We start from the raw sequence: 21,132 nt of genomic DNA on the forward strand, positions 1-21,132 counted from the left end.
GGAGAACCCGAGGACGTGACGATGACTTCACCGCTGGGCGTCGACCCGAAGGTCCTGCGCGAGCAGGCCGCCAGGATGCACGAGTTCGCCGATCAGCGCGCCGAGCACGTCTCGAATGTCGTGCGGATCGCCTCCGCGTTCACCGGGGCGTGGACCGGCCAGGGCGGGGACGCGGTGCAGAAAGCGCTGGAGAGTTATGTGCAGGAGGCGTCCGACACCCGGCGCGAAGAGATGGAGATCGCCGACGCGCTCATCCAGGCCGCCAATCAATACGACCAGACCGACGCCGACGCGGCCGGCGGCCTTTCCGGCCAGATGGGCATCTGAGAGGACTCGCGATGACCGACATCGTCCTGAAATTCAACGAGGCCCAGCAAGCCGTCGACGAGCTGAACGCCGAAGCCGCCAAGCTCGAGGAGCTGACGGCCGAGGAGGGCGCCCTGGTCGACCAGATCGCGGGCAGCGAGTGGACCGGCTCCGGCGAAGGGTCGTGGGAGCAGCGTCAGCGTGAGTGGCAGAAGGAGTCCGTCGAGGAGTCCGCGGCGCTGAGGCGCCTCGTGCAGGCGGTCGAGGCGGCGCACGGCCTCATGAAGGACACCGAGAGCCAGGTGTCCGGCCTCTTCAACTGACCCCCGACCCGATCGGCGTCCCCTGGGATGATGGGCGCCGATGATCCAACTGACCGCACTGACCAAGACCTTCGGCGACACCCGCGCCGTCGACGACCTGACGTGCACCGTCGAGCCCGGCGTCGTCACCGGCTTCCTCGGGCCCAACGGCGCGGGCAAGACCACCACGATGCGGTTGATCCTCGGCCTCGACCACCCGACGTCGGGGACCGCGACGATCGACGGCCGCGCCTACCGCGACCTGCGTGAGCCGCTGCGCACCGTGGGCGCCCTGCTCGACGCCCGGCAGCTGCATCCGCAGCGCAGCGCCCGCAACCACCTGCGCTGGATCGCCGCGGCCAACCGGATTCCCGGCCGCCGGGTCGACGAGGTGCTCGACATGGTCGGGCTGACGGCGGTGGCGGGCCGGCCTGCCGGCGCACTCTCGCTCGGCATGGGCCAGCGGCTCGGCATCGCCGCCGCCCTGCTCGGCGACCCGCCGGTGCTGCTGTTCGACGAACCGGTCAACGGACTCGACCCGGAGGGCATCCACTGGGTGCGCACGCTGATGCGCACGCTCGCCGGGCAGGGCCGCACCGTGCTGGTGTCGAGCCACCTGCTGGCCGAGATGGCCAACACCGCCGACCGGCTGGTGGTGATCGGCCGCGGCAGGCTCATCGCGGCCACCACCGTGGCCGACTTCGTCGGTGCCGGCGGCCAGACGATCCGGGTGCGCAGCCCCCAGCGGGACACCCTGCGCGATCTGCTGCGCGACGCCGACATCGAGGTGGCGCCCGACGGGGACGGCGACGGCCTGACCGTGCGCGGTGCGGCCATCGAGGTCGTCGGCGACCTGGCCGCGCGCAACGGCATCACGCTGCACGAGCTCAGCACCCGGGAGGCCTCGCTGGAGGCGGCGTACCTGGCGCTCACCGACGGGGCGGTCGACCACAGGGCGGGAGCCCGATGAGCGGGCTCGCCGTGTTGTCCGCCGAGCGGATCAAGCTGTTCACCACCCGCGCGCCGCTGTGGTCGGTGGTAGGCGCCGCGCTGCTGTCGCTCGGGCTGGCCGCGGTGCAGGGGCGCACGGCCTACGAGTACAGCCCGGTGTCACCGCAGGAGGCCGCGCTGGGGGTGACCGTGTTCGGTGTGCCGGTGCTGATGATCCTGGCGTCGACGGCGATGACCGCGGAGTACCGCCACGGGCTGATCCACACCACGCTGCTCGCGACTCCGCAGCGCACCGGCGTGCTGGCCGCCAAGACGGCGGTGGCGGCGACCTTCTCGGCGATCAGTGCCGCGGTGATGGCGCTGGCCGCGATCGTGGTGGCCCGGTTGGCCGCCGACCCGCTGGCCGGTGGCCCGCTGTCGCCGGCATCCCGGGAGGTGTGGGAGGTGATCGGCGGGGTCGCGCTGTACGCGGCGCTGGCCGCCGTGCTCGGGGTCGCCGTCGGTGCGCTGCTGCGCGTCGCGGCCGGAGCGGTCGCGGTGCTTCTGCTGTGGCCCCTGGTGGCCGAGCCCATCCTGGCCAACGTGCCGGACCTCGGCACCCGCGTCGGGCCGTGGCTGCCGTTCGGCAACGTCTTCAGGTTCCTCGACGTCACGTGGCTGTATCCGACCTTCGACATGGCGTGGGGACCTGCCGGGTCACTGGTGTTCTTCGCCGCGACCGTCGCCGTGGTGTGGGTGGCCGCGGCGGTGGTGTTCGTCCGCCGCGACGCGTGACGGCCACTCGGTCGCAACGGGTTTGCCTGGGCACTCGGTGCGAACGGCTAACGTGTGTGCCATGGGGCGCAGAACATCGGCCGTGCTGACGGCGCTGGTCGTCACCGCGGCATTGGGCGGCTGCGGCCGCGATTCCGAACCGGAGTCGCCACCGGCGACGCAGGAGGCGTCACCGGCCGCGACGGAGTTCGCCGACCAGCTGCGGGCGCGGGTGTCGGTCGACGCGATGATGGGTCACCTGGAGAAGCTGCAGCAGATCGCGGACGACCACGGCGGCAACCGGGCATTGGGCACCCCCGGATATGACGCCAGCGTGGCCTATGTCGCGAATGCGTTGCGCGACAAGGGATTCGACGTCCAGGCGAACGAATTCGAGGTGAAACTGCCGTTCGCGGAGGAGCCGGAACTGCGCGTGAGCGGCCGGACGGTGCCGGCCCGCCCCCTCGAGTTCACCATCGGCACGCCGCCCCAGGGGGTGACCGGACCGCTGGTGGCCGCCCGCGTCGAGGACTCGCCGGGGTGCACCGCCGAGGACTACGACGGATTACCGGTGCGCGGCGCCGTCGTGCTCGTCGACCGCGGCGAATGCCCGTTCGGTGACAAGCAGGCCGCCGCGGCGCAACGCGGCGCCGTCGCGCTCGTCGTCGCCGACAACGAGGACGGCGACCAGATGGGCGGCACGCTCGGTGAGACGACCGAGGTGAAGATCCCGGTCGTCAGCGTCGGGAAGGCCGACGGCGCGCAGTTGCGCGGCAACCCCGGCGAGACGACCCTGCGGTTGAAGGCCGGCGTGCGCACCGAGCGCACCCGCAACGTGATCGCACAGACCAAGACCGGTTCGACCGCCGACGTGGTGATGGCCGGCGCACACCTGGACAGCGTGCCGGAGGGCCCGGGCATCAACGACAACGGCTCCGGGGTGGCCGCGGTGCTGGAAACCGCGCTGCAACTGGGCAGTTCGCCGGATGTCCGCAATGCGGTGCGCTTCGCGTTCTGGGGCGCCGAGGAACTCGGGCTGATCGGTTCAACCCAGTACGTCGAGTCGCTCGACCAGGAGGCTCTCAAGGACATCGCGCTCTACCTCAACTTCGACATGGTCGGCTCGCCCAACCCGGGGTACTTCACCTACGACGGCGACCAGTCCTCGCGGCCCGACCCGCGCGGAGGCGTGCCGCGGGTGCCGGAGGGTTCGGCGGGCATCGAGCGCGCACTGGTCGCCTATTACCAGGGCACCGACAAGAAGGCGCAGGACATCTACTTCGACGGCCGGTCCGACTACGACGGGTTCACCGCGGCCGGCATCCCGGCCGGTGGCACGTTCTCGGGCGCGGAGAACAAGATGACCAAGGAGCAGGCGGAACTGTGGGGCGGCGAGGCCGACCAGCCGTTCGACCCGAACTACCACAAGAAGAACGACACCCTCGAACACATCGACCGCACCTCGATGGAGATCAACGGTGGCGCAGTGCCGTACGCAGTCGGGTTGTACGCCCAGGATCAGCGCGGTCGCAACGGCGTCCCGCTGCGCGAGGACCGCACCCGCCATCCGCTGTCCGACGCATGATGCTCGCGCGGACGGTCGTCGCGATCGCGGCGACGGCGCTGCTGGCGGCCTGCTCCCCGTCGTCGGCGCCGCCACCACCCACCGACCTCGCCGGCGATCTGGCGGCCCGGGTGGGCATCGACGCGATGGCCGCGCACCTCGACGCCCTTCAGTCCATCGCCGACCAGCACGGCGGTAATCGGGCCGAGGGCACACCCGGTTACGACGCCAGCGTCGACTACGTTGCGAAGCTGCTGCGCGACAAGGGGTTCGACGTAGAGACGCCCGAGTTCGAGCGCTACGGCTCGACCCGGGGTGGCAAGCCCCGCGTCACGGTCGCCGGTCGCGACCACTCGGTGCAGCAGGCGTCGCTGCTGGTGACCACCCGCCCGGGCGGGCTGAACGCCGTCACGTTGCGGCCCGCGTCACCCGACGGATGCACCCGCGAGGCCTACCGCGGTGTGGACGTCGAGGGGGCCATCGCCGTGGTCGACGACGCCGGATGTTCGGTGGTCGCCAAGCACGACGCCGCCGTGGCGGGCGGCGCCGTCGGTCTGCTGGTGGTCGCTGCCCGGCCGGACGCAGCGACGCCCGGGCTGTTCACCCCCGGCTACTACCGCGACCTCGACGTCCCGGTGGGCATCATCGACGCCGCCGCCAACGCGGCGCTGCGCCGCACCGCCGCGCCCGTGCGATTGGTGCTCGACGGGGAACCGGTGCTGGTCAAGTCGCGGAACTTGTTGGCGCAGACTAAGACCGGTGACACCGCGAACGTCGTGCTGGCCGGCGCGCACCTCGACAGCGTCGCGGGCGGGCCCGGCATCAACGACAACGGCACCGGGGTGGCGGCGCTGCTCGAGACCGCACTGCAGCTCGGCGCCTCGCCCGATGTGCGCAACACGGTGCGGTTCGCCTTCTGGGGTTCGGAGGAGATCGGCCTTGCCGGTTCCCAGGCCTATGTGCGCGGCCTGGATCGCGACCGGCTCGACGACATCGCGCTCTACCTCAACTTCGACATGCTCGGCTCGCCCAACCCCGGGTACTTCACCTACGACGGCGACCAGTCCGCCTCGGCACAACCGGGCGGTGCGACGCCGGAAGGCTCGGCGGGCATCGAACGCACGCTGGCCGGCTACCTCAACCTCGCCGGCGTCCGGCCGGCCGACATGCCGATCGGCGACCGCACCGACTACCACCCCTTCGTCACCGCCGGCGTGCCGATCGGCGGGGTCACCACGGGCGCGGCGCAGCGCAAGACCGCTGTGCAGGCGCGACTCTGGGGTGGCCGGGCCGATGTCGCGTTCGACCCGAACTACCACACGCGGCGCGACACCGTCGACAACGTCGACCGGCACGCCCTGTCCGTGATGGGCCCCGCGGTGGCCTACGGCGTGGGCGCCTACGCCCGGTCCACCGACGGCCCCAACGGTGTGCCGCCACGCGATCGGCGCGACCGCAGAGGGCGCTGACCTAGCCGACCGGCGACGTCGGATCCGGGTCGCGCTGGTCGTCGCGGACGCCCCGCACCAATCCCAGCAGCCGCATGCCGTGGTACACCAGCAGCGCGGCGATCGAACCGAGAGCGATCCCGGTGAACGTCAGACTCCCTGCCTGCCAACTGAAATCGGCAATGCCGATGATCAGCGGGATGGCCGCGGTCAGCTGGTTGACCGGCTTGGCGAAGTCGACGTCGTTGGTCAGCCAGATCCGCACGCCGATGATGCCGACGAGGCCGTAGAGCACCACGGTGGCGCCGCCGAGCACACCGTCGGGTGTCGCCGCGATCACCGCTCCGACCTTGGGGCACAACGCGAGTGCGATCGCCACCACGGCCGCCACCCAGTAGGCGGCGGTCGAGAACACCCGGGTCGCGGCCATCACGCCGATGTTCTCGGCGTAGGTGGTGGTGGCCGATCCGCCGCCTGCGCCGGCCAGGGTGGTGGCCACACCGTCGGCCATCAGGGCGCGGCCGATCAGCGGATCGGCGTCGGTGCCGGTCATCTGGCCGACCGACTTGACGTGCCCGATGTTCTCGGCGACCAGCGCGATGACGGCGGGCAGGAAGAGCGGCAGCACCGACAAGGTGAACGACGGCGTCTGGAACTCCGGCAGCCCGACCCATGCGGCCGAGGCGACGGCGGCCTTCTTGTCCGGGTCGAGGTCACCGAGCGCCAGCGCCAGCAGGTAGCCGGCCACCACCGCGAGGAAGATCGCCAGCCGGCCGACGATGCCGCGGAAGAACGCGAGCACCACCACCAGCAGCACCAGGGTCACCAGGCCGACCAGCGGTCCCTTCTCGAAGTTGTCCTTCGCCGCCGGGGCGAGGTTCAGTCCGATCAATGCGACGATCGCACCGGTCACCACCGGCGGCAGCGTGACGTCGATCCAGTGCGTGCCGACGACGTGCACCACCGCGCCGATGACGATCAGCATCAGTCCGACGGCGATCAGTCCGCCGAGCGCGCTTCCGGTGCCCTGCGCGGCGACCGCGCCCGTCACCGGGGCGATCACCGAGAAACTCGAGCCGAGGTAGCTCGGCAGCCGGTTGCCCGTGATGATCAGGAACAGGATGGTGCCGATCCCGGAGAACAGCAGCGTGGTCGCCGGCGGGAAACCGGTGAGCACCGGCACCAGGAACGTGGCGCCGAACATCGCCACCACGTGCTGCGCGCCGAGACCCACGGTGCGGGCCCAGTCCAGGCGTTCGTCGGGAGCGACGACGAAGTCGCTGTCGGCGCGGGACTCGACGTGAGTCCAGGTCCATCGGCTCCCCGGTGCGGTCATGGGTGCCTATATTGCCCGGCGGACCCGCCGCCCGCCGCTCGGACTAGTGGATGTGGCTGCCGCCGTTGATGTCCATCGTGCTGCCGGTCAGGTAGGCGGCGTCCTCGGACGACAGGAACGTGATGCAGGCGGCGACCTCGTCGGTGGTGGCGGTCCGCCCGACGGGGATGTCGCGGGCCAGCTTCGCCTCCTGCTCGCCGGTGGAGCCGACGCGGATGTTGGTGTCAACCGCGCCGGGAGTGACGGCGTTGACGGTCACGCCGGTGTCGGCGACCTCGCGGGCCAGCGCCTTGGTGAAGCCGAGGATCGCGGCCTTGGCCGAGGAGTACGGCACCTTGCCGAACACGCCGCCGCCGCGCTGCGCGGACACCGAGGACATGTTGACGATGCGGCCCCAGCCCTGCTCGATCATCGCGGGCAGGAACGCCTTGGTGACCAGATAGGTGCCGGTGGCATTGACGGCCATCACCTTGTTCCACAGGTCGAGCGTCGTCTCGAGGAACGGCACCGGCGAGGTGATGCCCGCGATGTTGGCCAGCGCCCCGACCGGTGGCAGGTTGCCGTCGGTGACCTCGGCCGCGACGGCGGCCTGCGCTGCCGCGACGGAGTCCTCCGATGTCACGTCGACGGCGCAGCCGAATGCGGGCACCGCGAACTGGTTGCCGATGTCGGCGGCCACCTTGGCCGACTTCTCGCCGTCCAGGTCGAGGATCACCACCGCCCAGCCTTCCCGGGCGTAGCGTTGCGCGACGGCCATGCCGATGCCGCGGTCGGACGTCGCACCGGTGATGACGGCGGTGCGTTGCGTGCGGTTGGTCGGTGTTGTCATGTGTCTCCTCAGATCAGGTCGGAAATGTGTTGTGCTGCTTCGGCGGTGGCCGTCGGCCGTTGGTCATCGGTGATGTCGCGCGTCTCGAGTTCGAGTGCGAAGTGGCCGGTGTATCCGGCGTCGGCGAGCGCCTTGAGCCCGCCTGCGAAGTCGACGGCGCCGCGGCCGACGGAGATGTTGATGTTGCCGGGCACCGCATCGCGGATGTGCACGTGGGCGATGCGGCCGGCGAACCGGTCGACGAAGTCGAGCGGATCCCCGCCGGAGGCGACGATGTGGCTGAAGTCCATCACGATGCCCACCGGGCTGCCGGCCAGCCTGTCCGAGAGTGCCTGCGCGCGCGTCAGGTCGGAGCACAGCCGGTGAAAGTGCAGCGATTCGGTCCACAGTTCGACACCGTGCTGCGCCGCGCGCCGGGCGGCCGCGATGAGCTCGGCGGCGACCAGGTCCAGGTCGTCGTCCAGCGAGCGCAGCGGCGTGCGAGCGAGTGCGCCGCACGGCAGCACCAGTGCCTGTGCGCCGGTGCCTGCGGTCAGGCTCAGCAGTGCGTCGAGGTGGGCCTCGCGGTTGCGCCTGCCGTCCGCGTCGAGCGGCAGGTTGAGGTCGCCGACGTCACCGTTGATGGAGCGCACCAGCAGACGGCTGCTGCGGACCGTCGCGATCACCGAGGCGACGGCCGTGGCGTCCAGCTCATAGGGCACGTGGTCGCAGACGCCCGGTAGGGCGCCGAGGTCGATGCCCCGGAAACCGAGCTGGCGGATCCAGGTCAGCGCCATCTCCAGGTCGAGGTGCCGGAAGCTGATCGTGGAGCAACCCAGCCGGCGGTCCGGCCTTGAGGCGGCGTGCATGGCGGTTCCCTGCGTCGAGCGGACGTGATGACTGCCACAGTATGGTGCCAACTGTTAACAGTCAACTATTGACTGCTAGTCGGTGTCGACTGTTGACAATGGTGTGTGTGCGCCCTCACACTGAGTGACGTGGCGCACTGTTGACCGTCGACAGTGACGTGGAAATCGCCCGATTCCGGGTATAGATGCTGGGAAAGGATCTGCTCATGAGCGACGACGCTCTCTCGATGCGGGGGCCGGTGCACGGCACTCGCGACGCCAAACGGGTCGCGATCGGCTCCGGTGTCGGCGCCGTGATCGAGACCTACGACTTCATCGGTTTCGGCACGGCTGCCGCGTTGTACTTCGGCACGGCGTTCTTTCCGAACTCCAGCCCGCTGGCGGGCACGCTGCTGTCGTTCGCGACCCTCGGCGTCGGCTTCGTCGCCCGGCCGCTCGGCGGCATCATCGGCGGACACCTCGGCGATAAGGTCGGCCGCAAGCCGGTCCTGGTCGCGTCACTCATCCTGATGGGCCTCGCCACCTTCGCGATCGGCCTGCTGCCGACGTACGCCTCGGTTGGTGTGCTCGCACCCATCCTGCTGGTGACCGTGCGCATCATCCAGGGTCTCGCCTTCGGCGCCGAGTGGGGCGGGGCGATCCTGATGAGCTACGAGCACGCCCCATGGAAGAAGAAGGGCCGCTACACCGGCATCGTCCAGGCCGGCTTCCCCGTCGGCCTGCTCATCGCGAACCTGGTCTTCTTCGTCAGCATCCACCTCGGCGGTGACTGGGCGTGGCGGGTGCCGTTCCTCGCGAGCATCATCCTCGTCATCGTCGGTCTGATCATCCGCGCGAAGGTGCCGGAGTCTCCGGTGTTCGAGGACGTGAAGGAGCAGGGCGACATCGTGAAGTCGCCGATCGTCGAGGTGGTCAAGAAGGACTGGCGGAACATCATTCGCGGAATCGGCCTCCGCATCGCCGAGACCGCCGGCTACGCCGTGTCGATCACCTACATGCTGTCCTACCTCAAAGGCGCCGAACTCGCGACGCGCTCCCAGACCATCGGTGCGCTGTGCATCGCGTCCGCGATCGGCATCTTCGCCACCTTCGCCTGGGCCAAGCTCACCGACAGGATCGGCCGCCGCCCGCTGTACCTCTGGGTGTGCGCACTGGGCATTCCGTTCGGCGTGCTGATGTTCGTCACGGTGAACACCGGCGTGTTCATCCTCATCATCGCCACGTTCGTCATCGCCTACGGCGTGTTCCAGAACGCGCTCGCCGGCGCCCAGGGCGGGTGGTTCCCCGAGCTGTTCAACGCGAACACCCGCTCCTCGGGTGCGTCACTGGCGTACCAGATCTCGGCCATCGCATCGGGCTTCACCCCGTTCATCACCACGCTGCTGTTCGAGGCCTACGGATGGTGGGGCCCGGCGCTGCTGTTCAGCGGCTATATGGCGATCGGCCTCGTCGCCGCGATCCTCACCCGCGAGACGTGGGGTCCCCGGGAACGGACGCTGGCCGACAAGGCTGCTGCCGAGACCGCCGACCCGCATGTGGTGGCCGCCTGATGCGCATCGACGAAGTACGCGACGCCGCCCACCGGATGCGCCACCACGTGCTGGACATGGGCGAGGCGCAGGGCCAGGGTTACGTCGGACAGGCGCTCGGCGCCGCCGACATGCTCGCCTGCGTGTACGCCGACCAGCTGTCCTTTCGCCCGGACGACCCGAAATGGGAAGGGCGTGACCGGTTCCTGCTCTCCACCGGGCACTACGCCATCGGTCTGTACGCAGCGCTGGCCGAGGCCGGGATCATCGACGCCGCCGAGCTCGACTCCTACGGATGTGACGACTCCCGGCTGCCGATGTCCGGGATGGCCAGCTACACACCCGGTATGGAGATCTCCGGCGGATCGCTCGGCCACGGCCTCACCGTCGCAGTCGGGATGGCGCTCGGGCTCCGGCATCAGGGCTCGCCGGTGCGGGTGTTCAACTTCCTGTCCGACGGCGAGCTCGACGAGGGCTCGACGTGGGAGGCGGCCATGGGCGCCGCCCACCATCAGCTGGGCAACCTGGTGGCAATGGTCGACATCAACGCGCTGCAGGCCGACGGGCCCACCGCGGGCGTGCTGCGCACCGAACCCGTCGCCGACAAGTGGGCGGCCTGCGGCTGGTTCACCCAGCGGGTGAACGGCAACGACGTCGAGGCGCTGCTGGCGGCCTTCGACGAGATCGCCGGGCGGGCAGCACCCGTCGGCACCCCGGCGGTCATCCTCTGTGACACCCGGGTCGGCAGCGGCGTCCCGCTGCTCGAGAACCGCGAGAAGGCGCACTTCATGCGCATCGACGCCGACGAGTGGCAGATCTGCCGCGAGCAGCTCACCGCCGGATACCAGGAGAAGGCTGGAGTAGACGCATGACATCTGTTGCCCCACTGCGCACCTCGGCGATGATCGCTTCGTTCGCCGATCCCGGACAACGCACCACTCCTGCGCCGTTCGGCCACGCGCTGGTCGAGGCTGCGAAGGCCGACGAGCGCATCGTCGGGTTGACCGCGGACCTCGGCAAGTACACCGACATGCACATCTTCGCCAAGGCCTTCCCCGACCGGTACTTCCAGATGGGGATGGCCGAACAGCTGCTCTTCGGCGCCGCCGCGGGCATGGCCGAGACGGGGCTGATCCCCTTCGCGTCGACCTATTCGGTGTTCGCGGCTCGCCGGGCGTACGACTTCATCTGCCTCGACATCGCCGAACCCGGGCTCAACGTCAACATCATCGGCGGACTTCCCGGTCTGACAACGGGTTACGGCCCGTCGCACCAGGCCACCGAGGACATGGCCATATTTCGCGGCGTGCCCGGGCTGACCATCGTGGATCCCTGCGACTCGGTCGACATCGCCCAGGCGGTGCCCCAGTTGGCCGAGCACGACGGCCCGACGTATCTGCGCCTGCTACGGGGTCAGGTGCCGACCGTGCTCGACGAGTACGACTACACCTTCGAGCTCGGCCGGGCCAAGGTGCTGCGTCCGGGCGCGGACGTCGTGTTCGTGTCCAGTGGGCTGATGACCATGCGGGCGCTGCTGGCCGCAGAGGAGCTCGCCGGCCACAACGTCGACGTCGCGGTGGTGCACACGCCGACCATCAAGCCGTTCGACGCCGAAACGGTGCTGCGCGAGATCGATTCGGACCGGCTGGCGGTCACGCTGGAGAACCACACGGTGATCGGCGGGCTCTTCGAGACGGTGGCGGCCGAGGCGGTGCGTCGGGGCGTGCACCGCACGGTCGTGCCGATCGCGCTGCCCGACGAATTCCTCGCCGCCGGGGCGCTGCCGACGCTGCACGACCGCTACGGCCTGTCCACCCGTCGCATCGTCGCCTCGGTGCTCGACCGGCTGTAGGATCACTGTCGACAACTGATTGTCGACAGTCGTGTCGACCGGAAGGGAGCCCCGTGTCGGTGGACGCCCCGTCGCTGCTGCGGCTGGAGAAGACCAGCCTGCGTCAGCAGGCGCTGACGGCGCTGCGCCGCGCCATCACGACGGGGCAGTTGACGCCGGGCACCCACCTGGTGGAGACCGAACTGTCCGACGCGTTGCAGATCAGCCGCGGCACCCTGCGCGAGGCGATGCGGCAACTGCAGCAGGAGGGCCTGATCTCCGCGGGCGCCAGGGGTCGCCTGTCGGTGCGCCATCTCGACACCAAGGAGATCCGGGACATCTTCGCTGTCCGGGCGGCGCTCGAGTCGCTGGCGGCGCAGTGCCTCGCCGAACTGCCGGACCGCACGTCCGCGGTCGCCGAGCTGAGCAAGGCCGTCGACGACATGGACCGGTGGGCCGCATCGAATCTCGAGGATCGCATCGAGGCCGATCTGCGCTTCCATCGCACGATGTGCCACCTGACCGGCAACGAGACCCTGCTGCACCAATGGTTGTCGCTGGAGGGCAGCATCCGCATGTCGATCATGTTCGCCGGTGTCGACCGGGCGTTGAAGAACATGGACACCAAGCGGCACTTCGAGATCGTCGACGCCATCGAGTCCGGCGACGGGCGGCTCGCCGCGGCCACGGTGCGTGACCACATGGACGGCGCGGCCAGTGTTCTGGTCGACGGCGCCACCTAGCCGCAGTCAGTCGCGGCGGCGGATCAGCCGGCGGACCCCGTAGACCGCCGCGCCCAGCCCGACGACCGCCACACCCGCGGCCACCGACGGCACCGGCAGCGCGAACGCCAGCACGATGCACCCGGCCAGTCCCAGGATCGGGATGACGCGGTGCCCCAGTGTCAGCGCCGCGGCGTTGGCGATCGCGTAGTAGACCAGCACCGCGAAGGACGAGAACCCGATCGCGCCCCGCAGGTCCACCACCGCGGCCAGCACCGCCACCACCGCGCCGACCGCGATCTCGGCGCGGTGCGGTCCGCCGAACGTGGGATGAACGGCGGCCAAGGCATGCGGGAAATGCCGATCCCGCGCCATCGCCAGCGTCGTCCGGGACACCCCGAGGATGAGCGCCAGCAGCGAGCCCAGCGCGGCGACCGCGGCGCCCACCCGGACAACGGGCTCCAGCCACGGTGCTCCCGCATCGCGCACGGCCTCGGCCAGCGGTGCGCTCGCCGACGCGAGCGCCGCCGGACCGACACCGGCCAGCACCGCCGCCGCGACCGCGGCGTAGACGACGAGCGCGATGCCCAGCGCGATGGGGATCGCACGCGGGATGGTGCGGGCCGGATCGCGCACCTCCTCGCCGAGCGTCGCGATGCGCGCATAGCCGGCGAAGGCGAAGAACAGCAGGCCCGCCGCCTGCAGGACGCCGCCCACGGTGACGTCGACCCCCGGCGCCCGGTCCGCCCCGCCGGCTCCGCCGAGCACCGCCACGACCACGGCGGCCAGCACCGCCAGCGCGACGGCGACGATGACGCGGGTGAGCAGCGCCGACTTCTGCACGCCGGTGTAGTTCACCACCGTGAGCACCACCACCGCGGCCACCGCGACCCCGTGCGCGGCGCCGGGCCACACGTAGTAGCCGACGGTGAGCGCCATCGCGGCGCACGACGCGGTCTTGCCGACCACGAAACTCCAGCCGGCGAGATAGCCCCAGAACGGACCCAGCCGCTCGCGGCCGTAGACATAGGTGCCACCGGACTGCGGATGGCGGGCCGCCAGCCGCGCCGACGACGTCGCATTGCAGTACGCGACGACGGCGGCGATCGCGAGGCCGAGAAGCAGACCGGCGCCTGCCGCCGCGGCGGCGGGACCCAGCGCCGCGAAGATGCCGGCGCCGATCATCGACCCGAGGCCGATGACGACGGCATCGCCGGTGCCGAGCCGGCGCCGCAGGGCCGAGTCGTCCGCTGCGGTCACGGCAGTGATCGTAGGTGAGGCCGCCCGGTCAGGCACCTCGTCCGGGGACCAGCGATTGGTGCTCCGGCGTCCGGATCGCGGCCACCAGGACGGCGAGCAGCGCCGTCAGCCCGATCAGCGAGAGCGTGATCGTCCACGACCGGCGCAGCAGCAGCGCCGAGTCGCACTGCTCGACGAGGTCCTGCCCCGCGGCGCCCGCCTGACTGAGGTCGGCGCTGAACCCGTTCCCGCACTCGACCTGCCAACCCCACTGGTCGTAGGTGTCGAGCAGGACGGGGAATCGCAGCGCAAACAGCCCGACCCCCAGCAGGACGGCGCCGGCGATACCGATGTACCAGGCCCGATGAGTCAAAGATCTCCCCTTCTCGTGCAGTGGACGGTCGCCCGGGGGGACCGGACGACTCCCACGGCGGAGAGGATCGAACACGTCGCGCATCGGCCCCCCGACCGGGCCTGTGCCGCCCACTATGTTAACCGTCATTCTTACTGTGCCGCTCAGTTCCGTAAGAAAAAGCCCCTGAACTCGGCCTCTATGTGTGCAGGCCGTCGGATATCGTGTTCGCCATGGCGCGCACCCCGTCCCGCCGTGTCGACGGTGTCCGGCGTCGGCCGAAGGACCGGAAAGCCCAGATCGCCCGTGCATCGGCCGAGGCCTTCAGCGAGCTGGGCTACCACGGGGTGAGCATGGAGGCCATCGCCTCGCGGGTCGGCATCTCGGCGGCCGCGCTGTACCGGCACTACTCGAGCAAATACGAGCTGTTCCGCGACGCGGTGTTCAACCTCGGGCAGCTGCTGGTCGACAGCGTGATGTCGGTGGACCCGGTCGATGACGACGACCCGATACAGACGCTGCGCCGGCTGGCGGTGGCGCTCACCGAGACCGCGCTCGCAAGCCGGGAGTCGGGCGGGCTGTACCGATGGGAGGCCCGCTACCTGCGCGGCGACGACCAGGCGACCCTCAACGCCCAGCTGCGAGAGGTGCACCGGCGCATCCAGGAGCCGTTGACCGCGATCCGGCCCGACCTCACCTCACGGCAGCGATGGACGCTGTCGACCGCGGTGCTCAGCGTGATCGGCAGCATCGTCGATCACGGCGCCAAGCTCCCAGGCATCCAGATCCGGATGTTGATGTCCGACATCGTGGCAACCCTGGCCGGTGTCGAGCTGCCCGACGTGGCCGACGACGTCGACGCTGCGCCTGCCTCCGCCGCCCCGCCGCCCGCCTCGAAATACGAAGCGTTGCTGAGTGAGTCGATGAGGCTGTTCAACGAGAAGGGTTACCGCGACACCAGCGTGGAGGACATCGCCTCGGCGGTGGGCATGCCCGCGTCGGGCATCTACCGCTACTTCTCGGGCAAGAGCGACATCCTGGCGGCGGGTTTCCGGCGGTCGGCCGACCGGCTGTCGGCCGAGGTGTCCACGGTGCTGAGCGCCGTGCCGGACCGGGAGGTGGCGCTCGCCCGGCTCGTCGACGCCTATGTCGAGCGGTCGTTCGCCCACCCGGAGCTGGACTACGTGTACTACACCGAACGCCTGAACATGGCGCCGGCCGATCAGGAGATCCTGCGCAACCTGCAGCGCTCCACCATCGACGGCTGGGTCGGCATCGTGGTCACACTGCGTCCCGAATGGACAACGGGGCAGGCGCGTTTCGCGGTGTACGCCGCGATGGCGCTGATGGTCGACCTGGGCCGGTTGATGGCCTATCGCGACTCGGCGCAGTCCCGTGCGACGGTCGCCACGCTGATGGACCTGACGCTGCTCGGCCGCTACCGGCTGCGTACGGTGCTGCCGGCCAAATAGGCGGCGTAACCGACCAGGCCCGCGAGGCCGAGCCGGCGGGTGCGGCGTGCTGCCAGTGCGAGGCCGATCGCAGTCTCCAGGCCGCCGTTGGTGTAGACGTGGCGGCGGGTGTTGTTCGGGAACGACGCCACGGTGATCGGCTCGAACATCTTCGGATTGGCGAAGTGTGCAAGCCCCGTGCCGGCCAGGGCGAGGCCGGCGAACCTGGCGGCACGCGAATCGGGTTTGGCCGCAGATCGTTTGGGCACAGTGGAATCCTCTCGGGCGGGGTGGGGCGGCTCAGGCGATCTGGTAGTCGGTGAGCGGGAACTCCGAGGCTTCCCTGATCGCCTCGCGGGCGGACATAGGCCGCAGCAGCGAGGGTTCGCCGCTGGGGTTGAAGTAGTAGGACCGCGCGGAGGCGCAGTTGCCGATCTTCCACAGCGATCCGCCGAGCAGTTCGGTCATCCGCTCCAGATAGCGGTCGTTGGCGGTCTCGGTCACCTCGAACGTGGCGGCGCCGCGCCGCCTGACCTCACCGAGCAGCCGCTCCATCAACCGCATCTGGTATTCCATCGTGTTGAAGAAGTTCAGGCCGAGGAACGCATATGGGCTGGCGAGGCTGAGGTAGTTCGGGAAGTACGGCATCGACACACCCTGATAGGCCTGGAACTGCGTCTCGCGCCACCATTTGCCGAGGTTGCGGCCGTCGCGGCCGATCACCTCGATCGCCGGGAAGTTGGCCTCCCACAGGTCGAAGCCCGTCGCAAGCACCAGGGTGTCGATTGCGGTGCGGGTGCCGTCGGCGTTGACGATCCCGTCGGCCTCTACCCGCTCGATGCCGTCGCTCTGCAGGTGCACGTGCGGTTTGGTGAACGTGCGCAGGTAGCGATTGGAGAACGTCGGCCGCTTGCAGCCGATGTCGTAGTCCGGTGTGAGCCTGCGGCGGAGTTCCTTGTCCCGGATCCAGAAGAACTGGTTCATCTTGCACAGGTCCATCGCGGAGATGTTGAGTCGCCGGAACAGCGGCACCCGGTAGCGCAGCACGCCGATGGCGATCATCGCCTCGTAGATGTTGTCGGTCACCGCGCGGATGGCCCGCTGCGTCAGGGGAAAGCGCGCGAACAGTCGCTTCGCCCGCTCGGAGAAGTGCAGGTCGACCTTCGGCGCGACCCAGATCGGGGTGCGCTGGTAGACGGTCAGGTCGGCGGCCGTCTCGGCCAGTTCGGGGATGAGCTGCACGGCGGTGGCGCCGGTGCCGATGATCGCGACCCGGTCACCGGTGGGGTCGTAAGCGTCGTCCCAGTCGACGGTGTGCACGACGCGGCCCTGGAAGTCGTCGATGCCCGGGATGTCCGGCATCTTCGGCTGCGACAGGAATCCGGTGGCGGTGATCAGGTAGCGGGCGGCCAGCGTCTCGCCGCCCGCGATCGTCACGCGCCAGACCTTGGCTTCCTCTTCCCAGCGGGCGCCTTCGACCGTCGTGCTGAACCGGATGTGGCGGCGCACGTCGTACTTGTCGGCGACGTCGTCGGCGTACTGCTTGATCTCCCGCCCGGTGGAGAACAGCCGCGACCAGTTCGGGTTGGGTTCGAAGAAGTAGCTGTAGGTGGTGGTGGGGACGTCGACGGCCAGGCCGGGGTAGTGGTTGACGTACCACGTGCCGCCCAGATCGTCCTCGCGGTCGAGGATGACGAAGTCGTGGATGCCCATCCGCTTGAGCTGGATGGCGGCGCCGATCCCACCGAAACCGGCCCCCACGATGACCGCGTCGAAGTGCTCCGAAGTCATGGGTGAACGGTACCCCAGGTATCGGGTAGGTGGCCCAGAGGTACCGGACCCGGACCGCCGATCAGCCCTTGAGCGTCCCGGTGCGCGGCGGGTCGACGGTGGCGATGCAGGTCACCACGCGGTCGCCCTGGCCCCAGGTCTCCTCGGTCGGGTAGAGCACGTACACGCCGACGGACGGGTCCTCGATCGCGGCGGGCGCGTAGGTGGCCAACGCGGGGCCGCAGCCGTCGGAGAACTCCTCGAGGGCGGTCTGCCCCGGGAACTCGCCGTCGGGCATGGTCAGCATCGCGAACACCTCACCGGCGTGCGGCTCGGCGCAGTCGATGGTCCGCACGGTGAGCACCCGGGTGCCGTCGGGCATCTCGGCCAGGCAGTCGCCGACCTCGACGTTGTTCGCGGTCACCGTTCCCCTGCCGACGAGGAAGTACGCGACGACGACGACCGCGGCGATGAGCAGCAGCAGCACCAGCCCGACCAGACCGAGGATGAGCCAGAGCCGGTTCTTCCGTTTCGCAGGCGGAGGCGGAGGCGGCGGATAGCCGGCGGGAGTCGAGTACGGCTGCGGCGGGGGCGGCGGATAGGGCTGACCCGGCGGCGGGCCGTAGGGGCCCTGTCCGTACGGTCCCTGCCCGTACGGCGGTGGCGGCGGCCCCGGCGGTGTGGTCATTCGGCGACGATAGCGCCAGTCCGGGGCCGTGCGCAGGTCACCGGAGTGACCGCAGTGCCGCGTCGACGGCCAGCGCCGGCACGTCGAGCGTCTTGGAACCCAGGTCGTGGCGGGCGCCGGTGATCTCGACGATCTCGGTGTCCGCGCCCACCAGCGCCGCGGCCGGCCGCAGTTCGTCGATGGAGCCGAACGGGTCGGCGGTCCCGTGGGTGAACACCGTCGGCACCGTGATGCGCGGCAGGTGCTCGGTGCGGGCGCGGTCCGGCTTGCCCGGCGGGTGAAGGGGATAGGAGAACAACGTGAGGACGTCGACCGCCAGCCCCTCGGCGACCGCCATCGACGTCATGCGGCCGCCGTAGGAGTGCCCGCCGGCCACGACGGGTCCGTCCGTCAGCGCGCGCACCGCGTCGACGGCCTCCACGACGCCGGCCTGGTCGGCGGCCGCGGATCCCGACGGCGGCCCCTTCGGCCTGCGCCGCCGGTAGGGCAGGTTGTAGCGGACGGCCAGCCATCCCCTCGCGGCCCACTCGTCGCAGATCCGGGTGAGCAGCGGCGCATCCCGGCTGCCGCCTGCCCCGTGGGTGAGCACCACCGCGCCGGCCGGCTCCCCGTCGGGGTGGTGGGCCACCCCTGCGATGTCATCGAGCGTCATCGGACTCGTGCAACCGGAACAGCGCGGAGACCGGTCCGTGGCCGTGGCCCAACGGGTATGCGGCGCGCAGACATTCGGTGACCCAACGCTTGCCGAAGGCGACCGCGTCCGGGACGGTGTACCCGTGCGCGAGTGCTGCCGCGGTCGCCGCCGCCAGGGTGTCGCCCGCGCCGTGGTCGTGTCCGGTGTCGATCCGGGAGGTGTCGAACTCGTGGAATTCGGCGCCGTCGTAGAGCAGGTCGGGACTGTGGGCCGACGAGCGCAGATGCCCGCCCTTGACCAGTGCCCACCGCGGTCCCAGCCCGTGCAGCGCGCGCGCCGCCTCGCGCTGGGACTCCTCGTCGACCACGTCGATGCCGACGAGCAGGCGCACCTCGTCCAGATTCGGGGTGACCACCGTCGCCAGGGGGAACAGCTGGGTGCGCAGCGCGTCGAGGGCGCTGGGATGCAGCAGCGGGTCGCCGTGCATCGACGCGCACACCGGGTCGACGACCAGTGGCACCGCGCCCTCCGGCGCCACCGCACGCCAGGCGTCGGCGACCGTCTCGATGATGGCCGACGACGCCAGCATGCCGGTCTTGGCCGCCTGCACACCGATGTCGGACGCCACCGCGTCGATCTGACCGGCCACCACGTCCAGCGGGATCTCGTGAAAGCCCTTGACGCCCACCGAGTTCTGCACCGTCACCGCGGTGACGGCGACCAGGCCGTGCACACCGAGCAGGGCGAACGTCCGCAGGTCGGCCTGGATGCCCGCGCCGCCGCCGGAGTCCGACCCGGCGATGGTCATCACCCTCGGCGGCGTCTCGCCCGGCGGGGTGAGCGGCAGGAACGTCATGGCACGGAGTTTTCCAGAGGCAGATACACCCTGTTGCCACGGTCGGCGAATTCCTGGGACTTCTCGGCCATGCCCTGCTCGTGGGCCTCGCGGATGGCGTCCGACAGGTCGGCGCTGATGCGCATCGAGCAGAACTTCGGGCCGCACATCGAACAGAAGTGTGCGGTCTTGGCGGGCTCGGCCGGCAACGTCTCGTCGTGGAACTCCCGCGCGGTGTCCGGATCCAGTGACAGCGCGAACTGGTCGTGCCAGCGGAACTCGAACCGGGCCCGGCTCAGGGCGTCGTCGCGGGCCTGCGCACCGGGATGCCCCTTGGCCAGATCGGCGGCGTGGGCGGCGATCTTGTAGGCGATCACGCCGTCCTTGACGTCCTTGCGGTCGGGCAGCCCGAGGTGTTCCTTGGGGGTGACGTAACACAGCATCGCGGTGCCGGCCTGCGCGATCATCGCCGCCCCGATCGCCGAGGTGATGTGGTCGTAGGCGGGGGCGATGTCGGTGGTGAGCGGTCCCAGTGTGTAGAACGGCGCCTCGTCGCACAGTTCTTCCTCGAGGCGCACGTTCTCCACGATCTTGTGCATCGGGACATGCCCCGGACCCTCGATCATCACCTGCACGCCATGGGCTTTCGCAATCTTCGTCAGCTCGCCGAGGGTGCGTAGTTCGGCGAACTGGGCCGCATCGTTGGCGTCGGCGATCGACCCCGGGCGCAGCCCGTCGCCCAGCGAGAAGGTGACGTCGTAGCGCGCGAGGATCTCGCAGAGTTCGTCGAAGTGGGTGTACAGGAACGACTCCCGATGGTGCGCCAGGCACCAGGCCGCCATGATCGACCCGCCGCGGCTGACGATGCCGGTGACCCGCCCGACGGTCAGCGGGACATGCCGCAGCAGCACCCCGGCGTGCACCGTCATGTAGTCGACACCCTGCTCGCACTGCTCGATCACCGTGTCGCGGTAGCACTCCCACGTCAGCGCGGTCGGATCGCCGTTGGCCTTCTCCAGTGCCTGGTAGATGGGCACCGTGCCGACCGGCACCGGCGAATTGCGCAGTATCCACTCGCGGGTGAGGTGGATGTCGCGGCCGGTCGACAGATCCATGATGGTGTCGGCGCCCCAGCGGGTGGCCCACACCATCTTGTCGACCTCCTCGGCGATCGACGACGTGACCGCGGAGTTGCCGATGTTGGCATTCACCTTCACCGCGAACGCTTTTCCGATGATCATCGGCTCGGACTCGGGGTGCCGGTGGTTGGCCGGGATCACCGCGCGGCCGCGGGCCACCTCGTCACGCACCAGCTCGGCGGGTAGTCCTTCGCGGGTGGCGACGAACGCCATCTCGGCGGTGATCTCCCCGGCCCGCGCGCGTTGCAGCTGCGTGCCGCGGTCGGTGACCACGCCGGGCCGCGCAGGCAGGCCGGCCTGCAGGTCGATCGCCGCCGCGGCGTCGGTGTACGGGCCGGAGGTGTCGTACAGGTCGAGGTGGTCTTCGCGGGTATCGGTCAGATGCACCCTCCGGAACGGCACCCGGGATCCCGGTACGCCGGGGATCTCTTGATACACCTTGCTGCTGCCCGTGATCGGGCCGGTGGTGATCGCAGCGTCGGCAACGACAGAACGGTCGGTCATGACATGTCTCCCTACGCCGGCATTACCCGGTCAGGTTCGTACGGTCGACAGCCCCAGCTGTCCTCTCAGCACGCTCGGTGCGCGCTCCCGCGTTGATGGCG

General features: G+C 70.1%; 22 protein-coding genes. 11 read left to right on the forward strand and 11 right to left on the reverse strand.

Annotation, left to right across the window (positions count from 1 at the left end):
• The first annotated feature begins 21 nt into the window (after window positions 1–21).
• The 6 genes from O6P37_RS25140 to O6P37_RS25165 all read left to right on the forward strand — a co-directional run bounded on the left by O6P37_RS25140 (window position 22) and on the right by O6P37_RS25165 (window position 5,345).
• On the forward strand, window positions 22–327 hold the full coding sequence (locus O6P37_RS25140) for a type VII secretion target (protein WP_269896632.1): 306 nt from the start codon (window positions 22–24) through the stop codon (window positions 325–327).
• An 11-nt stretch (window positions 328–338) separates the two neighbouring features.
• Window positions 339–629, forward strand: coding sequence for a WXG100 family type VII secretion target (locus O6P37_RS25145; protein ID WP_264012446.1), 291 nt, complete (start codon window positions 339–341; stop codon window positions 627–629).
• A gap of 40 nt (window positions 630–669) precedes the next feature.
• Window positions 670–1,578: an ATP-binding cassette domain-containing protein gene (locus tag O6P37_RS25150; protein ID WP_269896633.1), complete on the forward strand. Its 909-nt coding sequence runs from the start codon at window positions 670–672 to the stop codon at window positions 1,576–1,578.
• A complete protein-coding gene (locus O6P37_RS25155) occupies window positions 1,575–2,333 on the forward strand; it encodes an ABC transporter permease (protein WP_269896634.1) in 759 nt (252 codons plus the stop codon). Before O6P37_RS25150 ends, O6P37_RS25155 begins: the two co-directional genes overlap by 4 nt.
• 61 nt (window positions 2,334–2,394) lie before the next feature.
• Window positions 2,395–3,897 carry a M28 family metallopeptidase gene (locus O6P37_RS25160; protein ID WP_269896635.1) on the forward strand — a complete coding sequence of 501 codons (1,503 nt, stop codon included), beginning with the start codon at window positions 2,395–2,397 and terminating at the stop codon, window positions 3,895–3,897.
• Window positions 3,894–5,345: a M20/M25/M40 family metallo-hydrolase gene (locus tag O6P37_RS25165; RefSeq protein WP_269896636.1), complete on the forward strand. Its 1,452-nt coding sequence runs from the start codon at window positions 3,894–3,896 to the stop codon at window positions 5,343–5,345. Before O6P37_RS25160 ends, O6P37_RS25165 begins: the two co-directional genes overlap by 4 nt.
• A gap of 1 nt (window position 5,346) precedes the next feature.
• On the opposite strand, the gene O6P37_RS25170 is transcribed toward O6P37_RS25165, so the two are convergent.
• From O6P37_RS25170 to O6P37_RS25180, 3 genes are read right to left on the reverse strand one after another with little or no spacing between them, the layout of a single operon-like run.
• Window positions 5,347–6,660 (reverse strand): uracil-xanthine permease family protein, encoded by a 1,314-nt coding sequence (locus tag O6P37_RS25170; RefSeq protein WP_269896637.1) that lies wholly within the window; start codon window positions 6,658–6,660, stop codon window positions 5,347–5,349.
• Between the two features lie 43 nt (window positions 6,661–6,703).
• Window positions 6,704–7,489, reverse strand: a complete 786-nt coding sequence (locus tag O6P37_RS25175) for an SDR family NAD(P)-dependent oxidoreductase (protein ID WP_269896638.1) — start codon at window positions 7,487–7,489, stop codon at window positions 6,704–6,706.
• Between the two features lie 8 nt (window positions 7,490–7,497).
• Complete coding sequence (locus tag O6P37_RS25180) at window positions 7,498–8,337, reverse strand: sugar phosphate isomerase/epimerase family protein (protein ID WP_269896639.1); 840 nt, start codon at window positions 8,335–8,337, stop codon at window positions 7,498–7,500.
• Between the two features lie 206 nt (window positions 8,338–8,543).
• On the opposite strand from O6P37_RS25180, the gene O6P37_RS25185 reads away from it, so the two are divergent.
• Genes O6P37_RS25185 through O6P37_RS25200 form a run of 4 tightly spaced genes read left to right on the forward strand, consistent with a single transcriptional unit; the run spans window position 8,544 to window position 12,440 of the window.
• On the forward strand, window positions 8,544–9,887 hold the full coding sequence (locus O6P37_RS25185; protein WP_269896640.1) for an MFS transporter: 1,344 nt from the start codon (window positions 8,544–8,546) through the stop codon (window positions 9,885–9,887).
• Window positions 9,887–10,738, forward strand: coding sequence for a transketolase (locus O6P37_RS25190; protein ID WP_269896641.1), 852 nt, complete (start codon window positions 9,887–9,889; stop codon window positions 10,736–10,738). The genes O6P37_RS25185 and O6P37_RS25190 overlap by 1 nt, the downstream gene beginning before the upstream one ends.
• On the forward strand, window positions 10,735–11,718 hold the full coding sequence (locus O6P37_RS25195; RefSeq protein ID WP_269896642.1) for a transketolase family protein: 984 nt from the start codon (window positions 10,735–10,737) through the stop codon (window positions 11,716–11,718). The genes O6P37_RS25190 and O6P37_RS25195 overlap by 4 nt, the downstream gene beginning before the upstream one ends.
• Before the next feature lie 53 nt (window positions 11,719–11,771).
• Window positions 11,772–12,440, forward strand: a complete 669-nt coding sequence (locus O6P37_RS25200; protein WP_269896643.1) for a GntR family transcriptional regulator — start codon at window positions 11,772–11,774, stop codon at window positions 12,438–12,440.
• Between the two features lie 6 nt (window positions 12,441–12,446).
• Here the strand turns inward: O6P37_RS25200 and O6P37_RS25205 are convergent, their stop codons facing one another.
• Both O6P37_RS25205 and O6P37_RS25210 read right to left on the reverse strand, forming a co-directional pair.
• Complete coding sequence (locus O6P37_RS25205) at window positions 12,447–13,688, reverse strand: APC family permease (protein WP_408633251.1); 1,242 nt, start codon at window positions 13,686–13,688, stop codon at window positions 12,447–12,449.
• 19 nt (window positions 13,689–13,707) lie between these two features.
• Entirely contained in the window at window positions 13,708–14,031 is a 324-nt protein-coding gene (locus O6P37_RS25210; protein ID WP_269896645.1) for a hypothetical protein, read from the reverse strand.
• 212 nt (window positions 14,032–14,243) lie between these two features.
• Here O6P37_RS25210 and O6P37_RS25215 point away from each other — a divergent pair, with 212 nt between their 5' ends.
• Window positions 14,244–15,482, forward strand: a complete 1,239-nt coding sequence (locus O6P37_RS25215) for a TetR/AcrR family transcriptional regulator (RefSeq protein WP_269896646.1) — start codon at window positions 14,244–14,246, stop codon at window positions 15,480–15,482.
• Here the strand turns inward: O6P37_RS25215 and O6P37_RS25220 are convergent.
• The 6 genes from O6P37_RS25220 to thiC all read right to left on the reverse strand — a co-directional run bounded on the left by O6P37_RS25220 (window position 15,449) and on the right by thiC (window position 21,031).
• A complete protein-coding gene (locus O6P37_RS25220) occupies window positions 15,449–15,730 on the reverse strand; it encodes a hypothetical protein (RefSeq protein ID WP_269896647.1) in 282 nt (93 codons plus the stop codon). The two genes, O6P37_RS25215 and O6P37_RS25220, sit on opposite strands and share 34 nt — an antisense overlap.
• A 31-nt stretch (window positions 15,731–15,761) precedes the next feature.
• Complete coding sequence (locus tag O6P37_RS25225; protein WP_269896648.1) at window positions 15,762–17,252, reverse strand: flavin-containing monooxygenase; 1,491 nt, start codon at window positions 17,250–17,252, stop codon at window positions 15,762–15,764.
• A 61-nt stretch (window positions 17,253–17,313) separates the two neighbouring features.
• Entirely contained in the window at window positions 17,314–17,919 is a 606-nt protein-coding gene (locus O6P37_RS25230; RefSeq protein ID WP_269896649.1) for a septum formation family protein, read from the reverse strand.
• 37 nt (window positions 17,920–17,956) lie between these two features.
• Window positions 17,957–18,571: an alpha/beta hydrolase family protein gene (locus O6P37_RS25235; protein ID WP_269896650.1), complete on the reverse strand. Its 615-nt coding sequence runs from the start codon at window positions 18,569–18,571 to the stop codon at window positions 17,957–17,959.
• Window positions 18,558–19,409, reverse strand: a complete 852-nt coding sequence (thiD, locus tag O6P37_RS25240) for a bifunctional hydroxymethylpyrimidine kinase/phosphomethylpyrimidine kinase (protein ID WP_269896651.1) — start codon at window positions 19,407–19,409, stop codon at window positions 18,558–18,560. The genes O6P37_RS25235 and thiD overlap by 14 nt, the downstream gene beginning before the upstream one ends.
• Window positions 19,406–21,031, reverse strand: a complete 1,626-nt coding sequence (thiC, locus tag O6P37_RS25245) for a phosphomethylpyrimidine synthase ThiC (RefSeq protein ID WP_269896652.1) — start codon at window positions 21,029–21,031, stop codon at window positions 19,406–19,408. Before thiC ends, thiD begins: the two co-directional genes overlap by 4 nt.
• Window positions 21,032–21,132 lie beyond the last annotated feature (101 nt).

Source organism: Mycobacterium hippophais (assembly GCF_027529605.1).
Taxonomy (GTDB): domain Bacteria; phylum Actinomycetota; class Actinomycetes; order Mycobacteriales; family Mycobacteriaceae; genus Mycobacterium; species Mycobacterium arseniciresistens.